This window comes from Aristaeella hokkaidonensis, assembly GCF_018128945.1.
Classification (GTDB): domain Bacteria; phylum Bacillota; class Clostridia; order Christensenellales; family Aristaeellaceae; genus Aristaeella; species Aristaeella hokkaidonensis.
Genome location: NZ_CP068393.1, coordinates 3,043,902 through 3,062,429 on the forward strand (window position 1 = coordinate 3,043,902; position 18,528 = coordinate 3,062,429).

At 59.3% G+C, this 18,528-nt stretch carries 13 protein-coding genes; 9 read left to right on the plus strand and 4 right to left on the minus strand.

What is annotated here, in order from left to right; translation table 11 throughout:
* Positions 1-27: 27 nt before the first annotated feature.
* From JYE49_RS13735 to JYE49_RS13750, 4 genes are read right to left on the minus strand one after another with little or no spacing between them, the layout of a single operon-like run.
* Positions 28-1,533, minus strand: a complete 1,506-nt coding sequence (locus JYE49_RS13735; RefSeq protein WP_093957707.1) for a type 2 periplasmic-binding domain-containing protein — start codon at positions 1,531-1,533, stop codon at positions 28-30.
* 51 nt (positions 1,534-1,584) lie between these two features.
* On the minus strand, positions 1,585-2,490 hold the full coding sequence (locus JYE49_RS13740; protein WP_093957706.1) for an AraC family transcriptional regulator: 906 nt from the start codon (positions 2,488-2,490) through the stop codon (positions 1,585-1,587).
* A gap of 16 nt (positions 2,491-2,506) precedes the next feature.
* Positions 2,507-3,445, minus strand: a complete 939-nt coding sequence (locus tag JYE49_RS13745; protein WP_093957705.1) for a carbohydrate ABC transporter permease — start codon at positions 3,443-3,445, stop codon at positions 2,507-2,509.
* Between the two features lie 16 nt (positions 3,446-3,461).
* Positions 3,462-4,415 (minus strand): ABC transporter permease, encoded by a 954-nt coding sequence (locus tag JYE49_RS13750; RefSeq protein ID WP_093957704.1) that lies wholly within the window; start codon positions 4,413-4,415, stop codon positions 3,462-3,464.
* A 242-nt stretch (positions 4,416-4,657) separates the two neighbouring features.
* Here JYE49_RS13750 and JYE49_RS13755 point away from each other — a divergent pair, with 242 nt between their 5' ends.
* The 9 genes from JYE49_RS13755 to JYE49_RS13795 all read left to right on the plus strand — a co-directional run bounded on the left by JYE49_RS13755 (position 4,658) and on the right by JYE49_RS13795 (position 18,526).
* Positions 4,658-6,109 (plus strand): MGH1-like glycoside hydrolase domain-containing protein, encoded by a 1,452-nt coding sequence (locus tag JYE49_RS13755; RefSeq protein WP_093957703.1) that lies wholly within the window; start codon positions 4,658-4,660, stop codon positions 6,107-6,109.
* Positions 6,110-6,458: 349 nt separating this feature from the next.
* The gene (locus JYE49_RS13760; protein ID WP_093957702.1) at positions 6,459-7,931 is read left to right on the plus strand and encodes a glycosyl hydrolase; all 1,473 of its coding nucleotides are present in this window, start codon (positions 6,459-6,461) and stop codon (positions 7,929-7,931) included.
* A 36-nt stretch (positions 7,932-7,967) separates the two neighbouring features.
* Positions 7,968-10,955 carry an extracellular solute-binding protein gene (locus JYE49_RS13765; protein WP_283399413.1) on the plus strand — a complete coding sequence of 996 codons (2,988 nt, stop codon included), beginning with the start codon at positions 7,968-7,970 and terminating at the stop codon, positions 10,953-10,955.
* 1 nt (position 10,956) lies between these two features.
* A complete protein-coding gene (locus tag JYE49_RS13770) occupies positions 10,957-11,889 on the plus strand; it encodes a carbohydrate ABC transporter permease (protein WP_346763118.1) in 933 nt (310 codons plus the stop codon).
* Positions 11,890-11,894: 5 nt separating this feature from the next.
* Positions 11,895-12,875 (plus strand): carbohydrate ABC transporter permease, encoded by a 981-nt coding sequence (locus tag JYE49_RS13775; RefSeq protein WP_093957700.1) that lies wholly within the window; start codon positions 11,895-11,897, stop codon positions 12,873-12,875.
* Between the two features lie 11 nt (positions 12,876-12,886).
* Positions 12,887-14,368, plus strand: a complete 1,482-nt coding sequence (locus tag JYE49_RS13780) for an NHL repeat-containing protein (protein WP_093957699.1) — start codon at positions 12,887-12,889, stop codon at positions 14,366-14,368.
* Positions 14,365-14,997, plus strand: coding sequence for a Yip1 family protein (locus JYE49_RS13785; RefSeq protein ID WP_283399412.1), 633 nt, complete (start codon positions 14,365-14,367; stop codon positions 14,995-14,997). The genes JYE49_RS13780 and JYE49_RS13785 overlap by 4 nt, the downstream gene beginning before the upstream one ends.
* Before the next feature lie 14 nt (positions 14,998-15,011).
* Positions 15,012-17,603 carry a DUF5696 domain-containing protein gene (locus JYE49_RS13790; protein WP_093957698.1) on the plus strand — a complete coding sequence of 864 codons (2,592 nt, stop codon included), beginning with the start codon at positions 15,012-15,014 and terminating at the stop codon, positions 17,601-17,603.
* Positions 17,600-18,526, plus strand: a complete 927-nt coding sequence (locus JYE49_RS13795; RefSeq protein ID WP_283399411.1) for a carbohydrate ABC transporter permease — start codon at positions 17,600-17,602, stop codon at positions 18,524-18,526. The genes JYE49_RS13790 and JYE49_RS13795 overlap by 4 nt, the downstream gene beginning before the upstream one ends.
* Positions 18,527-18,528: the final 2 nt, after the last annotated feature.

The following is an 18,528-nucleotide window of genomic DNA, read 5'->3' on the forward strand; positions in this document are numbered from 1 at the left end:
CATCACCAGCCGCGGTGTTCAAGATTCTTACTTGGCCAGGTAGGCGTCATAGGCGTTCTGGTACAGTTCGATGTAGCGCTCGGAACCGATCGCCTTGGCCTGCTCCTGGAAATTGTTCCAGCTTTCATCCGTGACGCCGTTGCGCACGAAGTTGGCGAAGGATTCTTCCACCAGCTTCTGCAGCTCGGTGTAGATGTCAGCAGCCTCAGTAGCGTCTTCGTTGCTCAGCTTGCTCAGGTCGCGCAGGTACTGGAAGCTCCTGGGCTCGAGCACGCCGGATTCAGCGTACCACTTGCTGTCTTCATAGCGTTCCACGCGGTGAGGTGCCATCTGGTAAATGGAGGTGTAGTAGTCGCCGGGGGCGAAGAACTGGCCCATGGTAACCGGAACGAACTGATACAGGCCGTTGTCCGCGGGGATATCGATGACTTCATACTTGCCTTCGTCGTTGAGCACGATCTGCTCGCCGACCTTGCCGTTCAGGGAAACCATCATGGTTTCGGTTTCCAGCTGGGCGTCGATCCACTTCAGGGCAGCTACGGGATCCTTGCAGTTCTTGGTCAGGTAGGCGCCGGCTTCCGGCACTTCCAGGATCTGGGACACACAGGCCTTGAATCCGTCGGCGGCGGGAGGCAGGATGGACTTGAAATTCTCCACGTTCTCAGCCTTGATGGCGGTGTTGATCAGGCGCAGGTAGCAGAAGTAGCCGACTTCGCCGTCGTTGACCTTGTTGGCCCAGAGGTTGGAGTCCTGGGTCAGGGATTCCGGATCCATCAGTTCCTCTTCATACAGCTGATGCAGCCATTCCACGCAGGCACGCCAGCCGTCCTGGGCGCAGGTGAACTGGACCTTGTTGTCAGCGTCGATGAAGTAGTAGTAGGTGTTTTCCGGTACGCCGAAGGAGGCGAACTGGTTCCAGATGGTTTCCGGTCCGAACTGGGTGTAGGACGCGGAGAAGGGCCACTTGATTCCGTCAGCCTTCATGGCGCGGAGCAGCTCGGTGGTTTCGGCAATGGTGGTGGGAGCGGTCTTGCCCAGCTTCTCCAGTTCCTTCTGGTTCACATACCAGGTGCCGGTATGGTTCACGTTCTGGGCCATCAGGAAGCCGATGTAGTAGGTTTTGCCGTCGCTGGCGGGGATGGAGTCGCCGGCGTTGTTGATGTTCAGGCGGCTGACGTAGTTGGGCATGATCTCCTCGGTCAGGTATTCATCGAGGGGAAGCAGCAGGCCCTGGGAGACGCCGTATTCTTCCACATCCACCGCGTGGCGGATGATCATGTCGGGCATCTGATCCGGCACGGCGAACATCAGGTTGACGTTGGTTGCCCAGTCAGCGTCCTTCACCATCTGGAAGGTGACGTGGGTGTTGGTTTTCTTTTCCAGTTCGTCGAAGAACCAGAGGCCGTTGAAATCGGTGTTCTGGTTTTCCAGCGCGTACTGGAAGGCGGTGAGCTCTACCTTCTCTTCAGCGAAGGCGGCGCTCAGGCTGAGCAGCATACAGCATGCCAACAGCAGGGAAACGAGTTTCTTCATGGGTCTTTCCTCCTTTTTTATTTCAGGGCACTGTGCCCTTGATTACCAATCTCACGGGATTCCGTAAATCGTCCTGTACTGGGAGGGCGTGCAGCCTTTCTTTTCCCGGAATACCCGGTTGAAGGTGGCCACGCTGCCGAAGCCGCTCTCCAGCGCAACGTCCCGCATGGAACGGTTGGTCCGGATGAGCAGGTCCATGGCTACCTGTACCCGCTTCTGGCACAGGTACTCTTTAAAGGAATATCCCGTTTGCTTTTTGAAGGAACGGGAGAAATAGTAGCGGCTGAAGCCGGCAAACTGCGCTACTTCCTCCAGGGTAAGATCCTCCCGATAATGGTTGTTGACATAGGTCATGACTGCGTTGACAACCTCGGCGTCCATGTTTCCCGTGCTGTCCCCGGTATGCGGTTTGACGCCGCCCAGGTACCGCTGGCCCAGCGTGGCGTAGATGCGGAGAATGCAGCTGTAGCACAGGGTGTTCCAAAGCATTTCCCGCTTCTCGTAGGCGTCGTTGGCCCGGAGCAGCAGTTCCCGGATGCGCACATGGGCATCCGATCCATCCCGGAGATGGAAAGGTTTGTTGAAATACGAAGCCATGTACTTGATATCCCGCATGGACATGATGGCGTCAGGCTCAAACAGGAAAAGATACCGGCTGCTGCCTTCACCCATGGACAGGGAATGCAGGGTGTCCGGGGGGACGATCAGGATTTCCCCCTTGCGGACCTGGTAGAGTTTGTCCTCAACGGTATAGGTCACCGTGCCCTCCAGCGTCAGGAGGATTTCCACCGCGGAGTGGTTATGGGCTTCGTAGCGCCAGGGAATATCCGAATACCAGATCCGGATGGATGAGTCCGCCTGGTAGGTCACGTATTCCCGCCGGCCCTGCAGAACCCGGAAGCCGTCCTCATAGCGCGCGGCCCGGGCGGAATCGTTCGTGCTCCTGATCTGTGACACCGGTTTACCCCCCCCTTTATCCCTTCAAAGACCCGATCATGACGCCTTTGACAAAGTATTTCTGCATGAAGACATACAGCACAACCGCGGGCACAGTGGCCACCACGATGCAGCAGTATTTGGCCACCTCGGCCTTGCGCAGCGCCGCCTGCAGGCCGCCCAGGTTATCCGCGTAAGCCGCGAAGAAGGTATCGGAGGAGCCTGTGGAGGTGAGGGAGGCCAGGATTTCCCGCAGCACCAGCTGCAGGGGATACAGGCTGCGGTCCCGCAGCATGACCAGGCCGGTGAAATAATCGTTCCAGCGGGCAACGCCGTAGTAGACCGAAAGCACCGCGATGATGGTGCCGGACAGCGGCAGCACGCACTTGAAGAAATAGGTAAAGTGATCCGCCCCGTCGATGACGGCGGCTTCATACAGGTCGTTTGGAATGCTGGTCTGGATATAGGTCCTTGCAACCATCAGGTTCCAGACGGAAACCAGGTTCATCAGGATCATGACCGTCCTGGTGTTGTACAGCCCGAGATCCCGGATGTTCAGGAAGATAGGGATCAGGCCGCCGGAAAAGAACATGGTAAACGTGATGGCCAGGTTGACAAACTTTTTGCCCGCAAACCCGCGGGAGAGCGCGTAGGCGGCAGCCAGGGAAACGATTACGCTCAGGGCGGAACCGACCACCGTGTAGAAGACGGAGTTCACATAGCTGTTCAGCAGTTCGCTGTTCTGGAACACCGCGTCATATCCCATCAGAGAAAAATCGACCGGCCAGATCAGGACCTTTGCCTGCAGGACCGCGTCCGGGTCTGAGACGGAAGCGATGAGGATCAGCCACAGTGGATACAGGACGAGGAACAGGACCAGGACCCAGAACAGGGTGTTGATTGCGTTAAAGATCCGGTCCTTCCGGGTTTCGCGGATCCGGTTTTGCTTTTTTGCTTTCACGGCCGTAACAGTCATCCTTCTTCCTCCTTTCTCAGAACAGGCTGATATCGCTCATCCTGCGGGAAATGCTGTTGACTCCCATGATGATGGCGAAGTTGATCAGGTTCAGGCACAGGCCAATGGCGGAGGCGTAGGAATACTGGGCCTTCTGGGCGGCGATGCCGACGCTGTACACGTAGACGCCGAAGATGTCCGAGGTGGCCATGTTGCCGCTGGTCTGCAGCAGCAGGGCCTTGTCCGTGTTGGAGGAGAGGAGCGATCCGCAGTTGAGGATCAGCATCATCACCGCGATGGGGATCAGGTGGGGAATATCAATATGCCGGATCTTTTCCCAGCGGGTGGCGCCGTCAATGGTGGCTGCCTCGTAAAGCTGGGGATCGATACTGGTCAGTGTGGCGATATAGAGGATGGTGTTCCATCCGGCGTTCTGCCAGATGTCCGATCCGATGAACAGCGGCCTGAACCATTGGGGTTCCATAATGAAATAGATGCTTTTCCCTCCGGCAGCGGTGATCAGGTGATTGATGATGCCGTTGGTGGGCGAAAAGAAAAGGTAGATCATGCCAGCCAGCACAACGGTGGAAATAAAGTGCGGCACATAGATGGCGGTCTGGGCAAAGCCCTTGAACCGTTTGCTGTTCAGCTGGTTCAGCATGATCGCCAGCAGGATCGGGATCGGGAAACCGAACAGCAGGCCGTAGAGGTTCAGCAGGAAGGTGTTCGCAAACATCCGTCCGCAGTAATAGCTGTTGAAGAATTTTTCGAAATATTTCAGTCCGACCCACTGGCTGCCGGTAATGCCGAAGGCGGCTTTATAGTCCCGGAAGGCAATCTGTACGCCGTACATCGGGAAATAACAGAATACAATGAAGAATGCCAGGCAGGGCAGCAGCAGCACCCACAACTGCCAGTCACGGCGCAGGGCTAATCCAAATCTGTACCTGAGTCCGCCGCGATGCGCGGGGGTGGATGCGGAAACACTCATCAGGAATCCTCCTTCGGGGTATTCGGGGCGATATGATTTTTCGTTGCTCAATTTTCGCTCTCATTATGACGGCAAATCTTCTGAAAGGGAAGAAGCTAAAATTTTGCACATTGTTGAAAAATAAAGGTTTTTGCGGATTTCGGGGGATGCGCATTTTTTTCGCATCTGTCCAAAAATCGCAATAAATGATAGAATTCAACCAGTGGAAATTCCGAATTAAAACCGGAAGGGAAGGCTGAAAAATGCTGCCTGAAACAAGCGTTTTTTTCCGCACGGAGGATGAAAAGCTTCAGCGTGTTTATGACGCGGCGGAAGAGAAATGCCGCTTTAACCTGAAGGATTTCGGCGGCGATACGGTGCTGGTGGAAGGCGGCGGATATGAAAAAATCTGGCTGGAAACCCAGCCCATGGGCGGCGAGATGTATGCCCTGCGCAGCCTGGAGGCGGCCCGGAACAACATCACCCTGTTCATGCGCCACCAGCGGGCAGATGGGCGCCTGCCGGGCTCCATCCAGTGCACCGGCGGCAAAGTGGAACCCCAGTTCAACAAACACCAGGGGTTCTGTTTTCCCTTCCCGGCCCTGAACCTGTATTACTTAATCGGAAAAGACAGGGATTACCTGGCAGAGCTGAAGGAGAGCCTGATCCGCTTTGACCGGTGCCTGTGGAATACGCGCCATGTTTCCGGCGACGGACTGCTTTCCTCCTTCTGCGTCTATGACACGGGGGAGGACCTGGCCCTGCGGTACGGGGACGCGCCCTGCTGGTGGGAAGGGGATGAACCGCCGGAAGGATATCAGGTGGTTCCCATGGCCAGCATGGACGTGACAAGCTGGAGCTTTGCGGCCCGCCGGACGGTGGCTGAAATCTGCCGCCTGCAGGGGGATCGGTCCGCTGACGCCTGGGAGCGGAAAGCCCGTATGGTGGCGGATGCGCTCCGCCGCCGGCTGTGGGACAGGAAGCGCGGCGCCCTGTATGACCGGGACCGGACGGGGAAAACGGTGGACATCCTGTGCCACAATACGCTGCGGTGCATGTACTGGGGCAGCATTTCCCGGGGAATGGCGGCCCGCTTTGTAAAGGAGCACCTGCTGAATCCCGCGGAATTCCGGACGCCTTTCCCGCTTCCCAGCGTGGCGGTCAATGATCCGGCTTTCCGCAACGCGCCGGAGAACAACTGGAGCGGCCAGCCGGAGGGCCTCACCTACCAGCGGGCGATCCTTGCCCTGGAACGCTACGGGTATAACCGGCTGGTGACGGGGCTGGGCCGGAAACTGATTGACGCGGTTTACGCGAACGGCTGCCGGTTTACCCAGCAGTATGATCCCTTCACCGGCAAAGCCTCCCTGGTGCGCATGTCGGATCATCAGCCGGCGGAGGAAGGCGGCGGGGAAGCGGTGCAGGACGCCTACGGGCCCACCATGCTGGCCTGCCTTGAATATATTGCGCACCATTACGGCATTCATCCGCACCTGGGACAGGTGTGGTTCAGCCTGGGCAGCGGCGCACCCTATGCGTATGAGGCTGCCTTCTGTGACCATCATTACGCCATCCGGTCCGACGGGCAAAGGGCGGAAATCCGCGTGGACGGGAAAATGCTGGGCAGCTGGAAATGCGGCAGGCGCGTCATCACGGATGAAAACGGACGGTTCCTGCGGACGGAGCTGATTGAAGGCACGGGAGCGGAAATCTGAACCGGAAAAAAGTGAATATCAGCAGTTGTATGCCGGCGGCCGGGAAAAACCGCCGGCGTTTTTTTACATGCGGAAAAGCGGTGGGCGTTCCGTCGAACAGACTGCGTAACCGGGGAAGGTACAGAAGAAAAGCAGGGAACTATTTGTTAACTAAATTGTTAATCTAAATAAGTTCAAAAACAAGGAGCCATGCGTTTTTCACGGGAACAAAAACGCAATAAACGACAAGCAAAGCGTTATTTGTGTGCAAAAATTGTCTTGACAGGCGTTTTTTGTTTCGATAAAATTTAGTTTACAATAGGTTAACAAAATAGTTAACAAAATTAATTAAACAGGGAGAGTAACCGGCATGAAAAGCGTGAAAAGCAGCTTTTGCGGAATGGCCGCAATGGGTATGATGCTGCTTTGCGTACTGCTCCCTGTATCCGTGAAAGGAACAGGGGAGACGATGATCGTGGAGGCAGAAACAGGAAAGCCGGAAGGCCATACCGTGATCGCCGGGGATGGCGAAAACCAATGGGTGGAAGGTTTCCACACAGCCGGTGAAGACGGGATCACAACGGAAGTCACGGTGAGCCGGGAAGGCTTTTATGATATCGCGGTGATCCAGGCAAGCCAGGGCGGGCACAAGGAAAACCCGGTGCTCCTGGACGGCCGGAATATCGGAAACACGGTAACGGATGATACCGCCTTCGGGAAGAGCGTGCTGGAGCATATTTACCTGTCCGCCGGTACCCATACGCTGGGAATCGGCACAAGCTGGGGATATATCCGGGTGAACCGGTTTGAGCTGACGCCCTCCGCGGCCCTCCCGGCAGATCTTTATACCATTCCCGAAAAGATGAGCGTCGGGGAGGCAACCCCGGAGGCCCGGAGGCTGTATGACTGGCTGCGGGAAAACTATGGCAAAAAGATTCTCTCTGGCCAGCAGTGCGACGGCGGCATGTTCGGGATGGAAAACCAGGCAATCTGGCGGGCAACCGGCGGCGATTATCCCGCTGTGCTCGGCCTGGACATGATGGAGTATTCCCACAGCCGTGTGGAGCACGGCGGCGAAAGCGACCGGGCGGTGCCCTATGCCATTGAATACTGGAACAAGGGCGGCATCGTCACTTTCTGCTGGCACTGGAACGCTCCGTCCCCTTACCTGAAGGAACCCTGGTATTCCGGTTTTTATACCAAATACACAAGCTTCAACCTGGCCAGGGTGATGAACGGCGAGGACGAAGAAGGATACCGGCTGTTGAATCAGGACATCGACGCGATCGCGGCGCAGCTGCTCCGGCTGAAGGCGGCCGGCGTGCCGGTGCTGTGGCGGCCGCTGCATGAGGCCAGCGGCGGCTGGTTCTGGTGGGGCGCATCCGGGAAGGAAGCGTACCTGAAGCTGTACCACCTGCTGTTTGACCGGCTGACCAATGAATACGGACTGAACAACCTGATCTGGATCTGGAACGCCCAGGATCCGGACTGGTATCCGGGGGACGATGAGGTGGATCTCATCGGAACGGATATATATCCCGGGGAACGGGTCTATGACTCCCAGAGCGCATCCTTCCTGCCGCTGACGCGGATCGCGGGAGAGCGGAAGATGATTGTGCTTTCGGAGAATGGGTGCATTCCGGATCCGGAACAGGTGTTCCGGGACGGAACCGTCTGGGGATACTGGTGCACCTGGGGCGGCGAGTTTGTGCTGCGGAACACGAAATTCAACAAGCCGTCGGAGCAGTATACGGAAACGGTCATGATCCGGAAAGCCTATTCGGATGAACGGGTCGTCACCCGGAAGGACCTGCCCGATTTCCGTACCAGGGATGAAAAGTGACGCCGCTGTACGCGGATGGACCGGAGGAATAAACAAGTGAGAAAGTGGACTGGATTGGTGCTGGCCCTGCTGCTGGCGCTGGCGGCGGGCGCCGCGCAGGCTGCCGCCGGCTTTGGCATAAGTGAATATGAAGAACAGGTGAGCACTTATTCCATCAATCCGGCTGTTCCTTCCTATGCGGATTACTGCGCGGAACATGAAATGACGGCCGGGCCGGAAAAGGAGATCGTGCTGGAGGCGTCTGACGCCGTCCGCTACGAGGAGGAAGACGGCAAGAACGCGCCTGTTTTCATGGAGCAGGCGGAAGGCCGGGAGGGCGTTTCGGTCCTCACGGGCGAGGAAGCAGTCATCGAGTGGGCTTTTGAAGCGGAGGAATCCGGCTGGTACGACCTGGAGGTGGAATACTATCCGTGGCCGGGCCGGAATGCGGAAATCCAGCGGGCCTTTTTTGTGGACGGTGCGCTCCCTTACCGGGAGCTGGCGCTGGTGAACTTTTCACGGGTCTGGCGGAATGACCTTCACCCGGACGTCAGCCGCTTTACGGCGGAGGACGGGGCGGAGGAAATCCGGTGGCTCCGGGACAATCAGGGCAATGAGCTGAAGCCCTCTCCCGCCGAAGCGCCGGAGTGGATGACCTCCCTCCTGCATGATTCAAACGGCTACATCAGCGAAAGCCTGAAGGTTTTCCTGCCCCGCGGTCCGCATACGCTCTCGGTCTTGTCCCTGCGGGAGCCGATGCTGATCCGGCGCCTCCGCTTCCGGGCGGGAGCGGACGCGCAGCCCTACCGGAAACCGGAAGGGGAATCCGGCGCCGCCGGACAGATCATCCGGATCGAGGCGGAAGCGGCCTCCAGGACCTCCTCCCAGATGCTGTATCCGGTGCAGGATCAGTCCTCCCGTTCCGTTTCCCCTTCCAGTCCACGCTACCTGCTGAACAACAGCATCGGCGGCAACGCGTGGAAGAGCGCCGGCCAGTGGATTGAGTGGCGCTTCACGGTGGCGGAGGAAGGGAACTACGCCATTTCCCTGTACGATAAGCAGAATTTTATCCGCGGCACGGACGTGTACCGCAAAATCTATATTGACGGCGAGGTTCCGTTTGCCGAGTTCCAGGCGGCGACCTTCCCCTATACCCAGGACTGGCGCCTGGAGACCCTCTCCGGGGAACAGGATGAGCCTTACCTGATCCACCTTTCCGCGGGGGAGCATACCCTGCGGATGGAGGTGGTGCTGGGCGGCATGGCGGCCGTCATCCGCCAGGTGCAGGACTGCGTGCTGCAGCTCAACGGCATTTACCGGCAGGTGCTGTATATCACTGGCGTTTCGCCGGACCCATACCGGGATTACCAGATTGAAAGAAGCCTGCCCGGTCTGGAGGCGCAGCTGCGGAAGGTCAGGGCGGACCTGCAGACCGCGATCGGCGCGCTGGAAGAGACGGCGGGCCACCGCAGCGATAAGCTGACCGTCCTGAAAACCATGGACGACCAGCTCACGGAGCTGATCCGGGACCAGGAGCGCTTTACGGAGGTGCTCTCCTCCTACAAGACGAACGTGCGCGCCTGCGGCAACTGGATCACCCAGGTGCTGGGCCAGCCGCTGCAGATTGACCGGATTTTTGTCCACACCGCGGACGTCCGGCCGGAAATCGGCGGCAGGGATTTCCTTGCCGGCGCCGGCTTTGAGGCTTCCCGGCTCTACAGCTCCTTCACCATCAACTATAACCAGATCGGCAACGTGGCCGAGAAGTCCGATGATTCCCGGGTCATCACCCTCTGGGTCGGCACGGGACGGGACCAGGCCAACGTGATCAAGGCCCTGATCGACGAACATTTCACCCCGCAGACCGGGATCAACGTGAACGTCCAGCTGGTGGATATGAACACGCTGCTCCGCGCCACCCTCTCCGGCCAGGGGCCGGACGTGGCCATCCAGGTGGCGAACACCACGGGTATCGCCGGCGCGGTGATGAACACCGGCAACGATACCCCGGTGAACTACGGCCTGCGGAACGCTGTGATGGACCTGACGCAGTTTGAGGACTTTGAGGAGGTAGCGAAGCGGTTCGCCACCAGCGCCCTGGTGCCCTTCTCCTTCAACGGCGCCTCCTACGCGCTGCCGGATACGCAGACCTTCCCCATGATGTTCTACCGCAAGGATATCCTGGCTGAAATCGGCCTGGCCGTCCCGGAAACCTGGGACGACGTGAAGGTGGCCATGAGCGTGCTGAGCAAGAACCAGATGGAGTTCGGCATGCTGCCCGGGGAGCAGACCTTCGCCATGCTGCTGTTCCAGGCCGGCGGGGAATACTACACGGAGAACGGCGATGCCTCCGCGCTGGACAGCGATATCGCGGTCAACGTTTTCCGCCGCTACTGCGATTTCTATACGGATTACAAGCTGGATATGGCCACCTCGGCGGAGGAGCGCTTCCGCACGGGCGAGTGCCCGATCATCATCACGGATTACACAACCTACAACAACCTGCAGGTATCCGCCCCGGATATCAAGGGCCTGTGGGATTTTACCCATGTGCCCGGCACCCTGCGGGAGGACGGAACGCTGGATACGACAACCGGCTGCTCCGGCCTGGCGGATATCATCATGAGCGCCACCAAAGAGCCGGAAGCCTGCTGGAGCTTCCTCAAGTGGTGGACCAGCGCGGAGATCCAGACTCTGTACGGCCGGGAGATGGAATCGCTGATGGGCGCCTCCGCGCGGGTGGCAACCGCGAACCTGGAAGCCCTGGCGGGGCTGAGCTGGCCCATCCGGGATTACCGGGAGCTGGCCAGGCAGTTCAGCCACGTGAAGGGCATTCCCCAGGTACCCGGCGGCTATTACACCTGGCGCAATGTGAACAACGCGTTCTACGCGGTCACCACGGGCAGCGCCAGCAGCGGCCGCAGCGAGAACGGCAACACGCCCCGTGAGGAACTGATGGACAAGATTTTTTACATCAACGCGGAGATTACCTATAAACGGACAGAATTCGGACTGCCTGTCGCGAACGCAGGGGAGGGAAAGTGAGATGAGCATGGCAATCCGGAAAGAACGGATCGTGCCGCGGAAGGATACCCTGTGGCACCAGGTCCGGATCAACAAGGCATCCTACCTGCTGATGGCGCCGTATTTCATCCTGTTTTTCCTTTTCACGGTGCTGCCCGTGCTGATGTCTGTTTACCTTTCGTTCAATTATTTCAACATGCTGGAGCCGCCCCGCTGGGTCGGCTGGGCCAACTATATCAAGCTGCTGCTGGAGGATGATATTTTCATCATCTCCCTGCGCAACACCCTGCTCTTTGCGGTGATCACCGGGCCGGTCAGCTACATCCTGTGCCTGCTCTTTGCCTGGATCATCAATGAGTTCAGGCCCCGGGTGCGGGCGTTCCTGACGCTGGTTTTCTACGCCCCGTCCATCTGCGGCAACGCGTATATGATCTGGAACCTGATCCTCACCGGCGACCGTTACGGATACCTGAACGGCGTCCTGCTGCGGATGGGCTTCCTGAATGAGCCGGTCCTCTGGATGCAGACCGAAAAGTTTGTCATGCCGGTGCTGATCGTCGTCCAGCTGTGGCTGTCCCTGGGCACTGGCTTCCTGTCCTTTATCGCGGGCCTGCAGACGGTGGACAAGGGTCTCTATGAGGCGGCGGCAATCGACGGCGTCAAAAACCGGTGGCAGGAGCTGTGGTTTGTGACCCTGCCGGCCATGAAACCCCAGCTGATGTTCGGCGCGGTGATGCAGATCACCCAGTCCTTCGCGGTGGCGGATATTTCCATCGCCCTGGCCGGCAATCCCTCGGTCAATTATTCCGGCGCGACCATCGTCACGCACCTGCTGGATTACGGTTCCACCCGCCTGGACATGGGCTATGCCTCGGCCATCGCGACCATCCTGTTCCTGCTCATGGTCGGAACCAACAAACTGGTGCAGCGGATTCTCAGAAGGGTAGGTGAATAACCGGTATGGAAAAGGCGAAAAACAGCCGGTTGCTGCCTTCCTGGCTGCACAGGAATCCTGTGGAACTGACCGCGGAGCAGGAGGAGATCCTGCGGCAGAAGCGGCTGGCAAAAATCCACCGGAAAATGAAGCGGAAATCCGGAAAGAAAAAGCTGAACCGGTCCACCGCCGGCAACGCGGCGCTGTTTATTCTCATGGGCATCTGCGGCGTGTTTATGGTGCTGCCGCTGGTTATGATCCTCAACAACGCGGTGAAACCCCTGGACGAACTGTACCAGTATCCGCCGCGGATCTTTGTGCGGAACCCCACGCTGAACAATTTCACAGATCTTTACGTCCTGCTGAATGAAAGCTGGGTGCCCTTCTCCCGGTATGTGCTGAATACCATCATCATCACCCTGGGCGGCATGACCGGCCATGTGATCATCGCCTCCATGGCGGCCTATCCCCTGGCCAAGAATCATTTCCCCGGCAAAAAGATCCTGTTTTCCGTGGTTGTGCTGTCCATGATGTTTTCCTGGACCGTGACGCAGATCCCGCAGTACCTGATCATTTCCTGGCTCGGCATCAACAACACCTATGCCGCGCTGGTGCTGCCCGCCTGGTCCTTCGGCATGGGCCTGTACCTGATGAAGCAGTTTATGGAGCAGCTGCCGGATTCCCTGATGGAAAGCGCTCGTCTGCAGGGCGCCAATGAATGGCAGATTTTCTGGCGCATCGTCATGCCGAATGTGAAACCGGCCTGGCTGACGCTGGCCATTTTCCAGTTCCAGCAGATGTGGGCGAACACGGGCAGCATGTTCCTCCGCTCCGAGGAGCTGAAGCCCCTGCAGTATGCCCTGCAGCAGATTACCTCCGGCGGGGTGAGCCGTGCGGGCGCCGGGGCGGCGGTCACTTTCCTGATCGCGGCGGTCCCGATCATCTTTTTCCTGATCTGCCAGAGCTCGATCATGGAGACCATGACGACCTCCGGCATGAAGGACTGAGGAGGCGGAGCATGAAGCAACTGAAATCCATCCTGTGCCTGGTGCTTCTGGCCTGCTTGGCCTTCGGGAACGCTTTGGCGGCGGATTCCCTGCCCTATGACTGCTACAACTATGACCACTGGAACAACATCCTTTACACCCCGGCCCCCTATGTGCCGGACGGGCTGGTCAGCGGCGCCACGCTGCGGTTTGAAGGCGCGCCGATCGGCGTCTTCCGCAATCCCCAGGACCTGTGCGTTTCGCCGGACGGGGATGTGTATATCGCGGATACCGGCAACAACCGGATTGTGGTCCTGGCGGACGACCTGAAGACGGTCAGGCGGATCATCACCGGCTTTGAGGCGGAGGGCGCCGCCCAGGCGTTCAACGCCCCCAGCGGCGTGGCAATCTCCGAAAAGTATCAGCTGTACATTGCGGACAGCCTGAACCGCCGCATCGTGGTGCTGGATCCGGACGGAACCTTTGTCAAATATGTGCAGAACCCCCGGAGCGAGGTGCTGGACGAGGGGTATGTGTTCACGCCCCTGCGGGTGTCCGTGGACTATGCGGATCGCGTCTATGTGATCGCCCAGAACATGTTCCAGGGCATCATGGTTTTCAGCGAGGCAGGCGATTTCACCGGCTTTTTCGGCACCATCAGCGTGAAGATCTCCCTCTGGGAAAAGTTCTGGCGGAAGCTGGCCACCAAGGAAGAGCGGGGCAAACAGCAGCTGTTTATCCCCACGGAGTTCACCGGCATCGATGTGGATGACGAGGGCTTTGTCTACGCCTCCAGCAAGGATACGGACGGCCTGCAGGCAGTCCGCCGGCTGAACCCGAAGGGGGAGGACGTGATCCGCAAAGGACCCCACGGCAACCTGGGCGGGGACCGGGTCTTCGGTTCCGTCGGCAATTATGCCGGCCCGAGCCAGATTGTGGACGTGGTGTACCGCGGCCACGGCACCTACTCCCTGCTGGACAGCCGCCGGGGCCGGATCTTTACCTATGACCATGAAGGCAACCTGCTGTATATTTTCGGCGGCATCGGCTCCCAGGCGGGCACCTTCCTCACGCCCACGGCCATTGAGCAGCTGGGCAGCCGCCTGCTTGTGCTGGATTCCCAGCAGGGGAACCTGACCGTTTTCGCGCAGACGGAATACGGCTCGCTGATCAACCGGGCGGTGGCCCTGCGGTTTGACGGGGATGAAACCCAGGCGGTTCCGCTGTGGCAGGAGGTGCTGCGGCTGGATGAAATCAACGAGCTGGCCAACACCGGCATCGGCAAGGCTTACCTGTCCGCGGAGGATAACGCAAACGCCATGACCTACCTGCGGCGGGGCATGAACCGGGAGTATTATTCCGTCGCTTTCAAGCGGTGGAGGAATGAGCGGCTGCGGAACAATATCAGCTTCATTCTTTCCGGCGTGGTCGCGGCGGCCGCGCTGGCGGTGCTCTGGGTGAAAGCAGTGCGGCCGGCAATACGCAAAAAGGCAAAGAGGAGGAACCTGTCATGAACCGGGGGACAATGAAGGCCAAATGGCAGCATTTCTTCCATACAGTCAGCCATCCGGCGGACGGATATTACTGGATCCGGCACCAGGAAAAGGGCAGCCTGTGGATCGCCTTCCTCATGGTGATCCTGTACGGCGTTGCCTTTTCCATGAACCGGATTTCCTCCAGCTTTATTGTCAACGATATTGAACCCCGCACGGTGAACCTCCCGGCGGAACTGGCCGGGGTCATCCTGCTGTATTTCATTCTCTGCGTGGGCAACTGGTCCGTCACCTGCCTGATGGAGGGCGAGGGAAGGTTCAGGGATATCCTCATCGCGGTGGGCTACGCGCTGTTTCCCATGCTGGTCACCACCGCGGCGGCAACCGTGGTTTCCCACCTGGTGGCGGAGAACGAGGAGGCGTTCTATACCCTCCTCCTGGGACTGGGCACCGCCTACACGGTGGTCATGCTGCTCATCGGGATCATGCAGGTGCATAACTACACCTTCGGCAAAACGCTGGTCACGCTGTTCCTCACCGTGATCTCCATGCTGATCATCATTTTCCTCGGGCTCCTGGTAATCAACTTTATCACCCAGGTGTATTCGTTCTTCCGGGGCATCTATATGGAACTGGTTTTCCGTGTGTAAGGAGGGAAAGCAGAATGAGTGAGAAAAACAGGCTGCCCCTCCCGACCGCGGTCCGGCGCGCGCTGTGGATCCTCGCGGCGCTGGTGGTCATTGGCGCGGGGGTGTTCCTGGGCTGGTACCTGATTCATTACCGGGGGTATGACGAATACCGGCTCTATGTGCAGCAGCCCGCGGAGAAAATGGAAGCCGCGGCCCTGAAGACCCAGAAGGATCCGGAAAACAGCGTGCCCGGCTTCGCCCTGGCATCGCAGAATGACAACCTGGCCTTGTACCTGAATGAAAAGACCGCGGAGGTCGCCCTGCGGGACCGGAAAAGCGGACGCGTGGTCTATTCCAACCCGCAGGACGCGGCGGAGGATCCGGTGGCCCGCTCCGGGCTGAACCAGGGCAACCTGCGGAGCCAGTTTATCCTCAATTACCTGGATACAAACTCCCGCGAGGGTACGCCCTGGAGCTCCTACGCCAAGTGCGTGGAGAACGGGCAGATTGAATACCTCCGGCTGGAGAACGGCTTCCGGGCGGTCTATACCCTGTCCAATGAGAAGCTGATGCTGGTGCCGCGCCAGATGACCGCGGAATGGTTTGAGGTCCTGTCGAACGCCGGCAGGAAGCAGGCGGCCAAATCCTATGTCCTGGATGAGGAGAGCGGCCTGTATGTGCTCAAGTCCCAGGGCGTCACGGCGCGCAACCGCCAGCAGATTGACGCGGACGCGCGGAAGGCCGGCTTCACCATGGAGGATTATGCGGAGATGGAGGCGCTGGCGGAGGAAGAGGCCGCGGAAGCCGCGGAGAGCACTTCCTTTGTCATCGCCCTGGATTACACGCTCACGCCGGAGGGACTCACCGTCACGATCCCCCACGCGGAGATCATGGAAGCCGGCGGCGGAAAGATCCGCTCCATCCAGCTGCTGCCCTTCTTCGGCGCGGCCGGAACGGCGGAGACCGGCGGCATCGTGGTGCCGGACGGAAGCGGCGCCCTGATCAATTTCAACAACGGCAAGAACACCGCGCCCCAGTATAACCAGGCAATCTATGACCTGGACCTGATCGACAGTGATTTCACCGCAACCCAGAATATGCAGTCGGCCCGGCTGGCACTCTTCGGCATCTGCCGGGAGGATTACAGCCTCCTGGCCTCCTGCGGCAGGGGCGCGACCCTGGCCTCCGTCACGGCGGACGTGGCGGGCCGGAACAACAGTTACAATTATGCCTATTTCACCTTCAGCCTGAGAAGGACGGACACCCTCATCGTGGCCGGCGAGGAGGCCATCGTCGCGGAACAGGACGCCTATCCGGTGGACTGCGCCGTGACCTACAGGATCCTGGACGGGGATTATACCGGCTACAACGGCCTGGCAAAGGCCGTGCGGGAATCCCTGCTCTCGTCCGGAAACCTGAAGCTGAAAGCCGAAACCTCCGGCGATATTCCCTTCTACTGCGATATCCTCGGCGGCGTGCGGGAAACCGCGCACTGGATGGGCGTGCAGTACCTCCGGGTGATGCCCATGACCACCTTCGCCCAGGCGGAGGAAATGATGTCCAGCCTGCGCGGGGAACAGGTCGGCAACCTGCGGGTCAACCTGCAGGGCTGGATGAACGGCGGCTATTATCACGATCCGGTCAGCCATGTGTCCGTGCTGAACGAGCTGGGCGGGGAAAAGGGTCTCAAGCGGCTGCGCCTTTCGGCGGCGGAGAACGGGGACCGGATCTATCCGGATGCGGCGCTGCAGCTGGTCACGGAGATTGCGAAGGGCTTCATGCGCAGCGAGGAGGCCAGCCGGTATTACGCCAAGGGCTACGCGGCCGAGCTGGGCGTGGTCAATCCCGTGTCCATGCGGCGCATGGCCACCCTGGGCTTTGCGGAGCGGGGCTATATGCTGCTGTCTCCCCGGTTCCTGCCCCGGTACGCGGCACAGCTGGCGGCCTCGGCGGACCGGCTGGGCCTGGACGCGCTCTCCCTGCGGGACCTGGGCAATGAGGTCCACGCGGACAAGCGCCGCACAAACGTCATCAGCCGGGAGGCTGACCTGGACCTGGTGAAGCACGCCTTCAGCGTCATCGGCGCCGGGGAGCGGGAGCTCATGGTGTCCGGCGGCAATGATTACAGTTTCCCCTACGTCCGGCATGTGATCAACGCGCCGGTGGAAGCGACGATGTTTGCCATTGTGGATGAGCAGATCCCGTTGTGGGAGCTGATCCTCCACGGATCGGCGGATTACTGCGGATCCCCCCTGAACCTGATGCAGAGCGAGAACCGGCGGGCAACCCTGCTTCACCTCATTGAATACGGCGCGTCCACGCATTACACGTTCACCTGGAAGGACGCGGCGGATATGAAGTACACCGGGCTCAACAACAATTACGCGACCACCTTCTCCTCCTGGAAGGAGGAAGCGGCGGAAAGCTACCGCTTTGTGAACGGCGCCCTGTCCCGGGTGAGCGGCGCGGAGATGCTCCGCCATGACCGGCTCAGCGATACGCTGGCCCGCGTGACCTATTCCAACGGCACCGTGCTGTATGTGAACAGCGGGGAGCGGGAGGCCGCGGCGGACGGATACCGGATCCCGGCAATGGATTACCTGGCGGTCGGAGGAGATAAAGAATGACTGGCATCCGCAGAAAGAATCGTATTTTTCATCTTTCCTATGAGCAGAAGAACGCCGTGCGCGGGCTCTGGTTCATTCTCCCCTGGCTGATCGGCTTCCTGGTGTTCTACGCCGGATGCCTGGTGCAGCTGGGAGAGTTCAGCCTGTCCCGCATCGGCCTGGACGCCGCTGCGGGAATGACGAAGGAATACATCGGTTTCGGCAATTATATTGAGGCCTTCACCAGCCACGCCACCTTCAAGCAGACGCTGGCCTCCTCCGTGATCGATATGCTGATCGACCTGCCGATGATCATTTTCTTCAGCCTGTTTGTGGCCATGCTCCTGAACCGGCGGTTCAAAGGCCGGGCGCTGGTGCGCGCCATCTTCTTCCTGCCCATCATCCTCAGCGCGGACGCGGTGGGTTCCGCCATCACCCGGGCAACGGAGCTGGTGAACGCCGGCGTTTCCTCCGCAAGTCTGGAAACCGCCCAGGCGGGTACCGTCTCCGTGGCTTATTACATGGATCTTTTCGGCGACCTGGCCATTCCGCAGTCCGTCCTCGGCTACATTGTGGACGCGGTCAACCGGATTTCGTCCATCATCAAGGGTTCGGGCGTGCAGATCATCCTGTTCATCGCGGCGCTCCAGTCCATTCCCGGCTCCCTCTACGAGGTAGCCCGGATCGAAGGGGCCACGGGCTATGAGTCCTTCTGGAAGGTCACCTTCCCCATGGTCATGCCGCACATTATCACCAACACGATCTATACCGTGGTGGACCGGTTTTCCTCCGGGGAAGTGATCAAGCTGGCAACACGCACCTACAAGGAGCTGTATAACTACGGCCTGTCCTCCGCGTTCTCCGTGGTCTCCACGCTGATAACCATCCTCATCCTGGGGCTTATCGTCTACCTGCTCAACCGGCGCACCTTCTATTACAACTGACG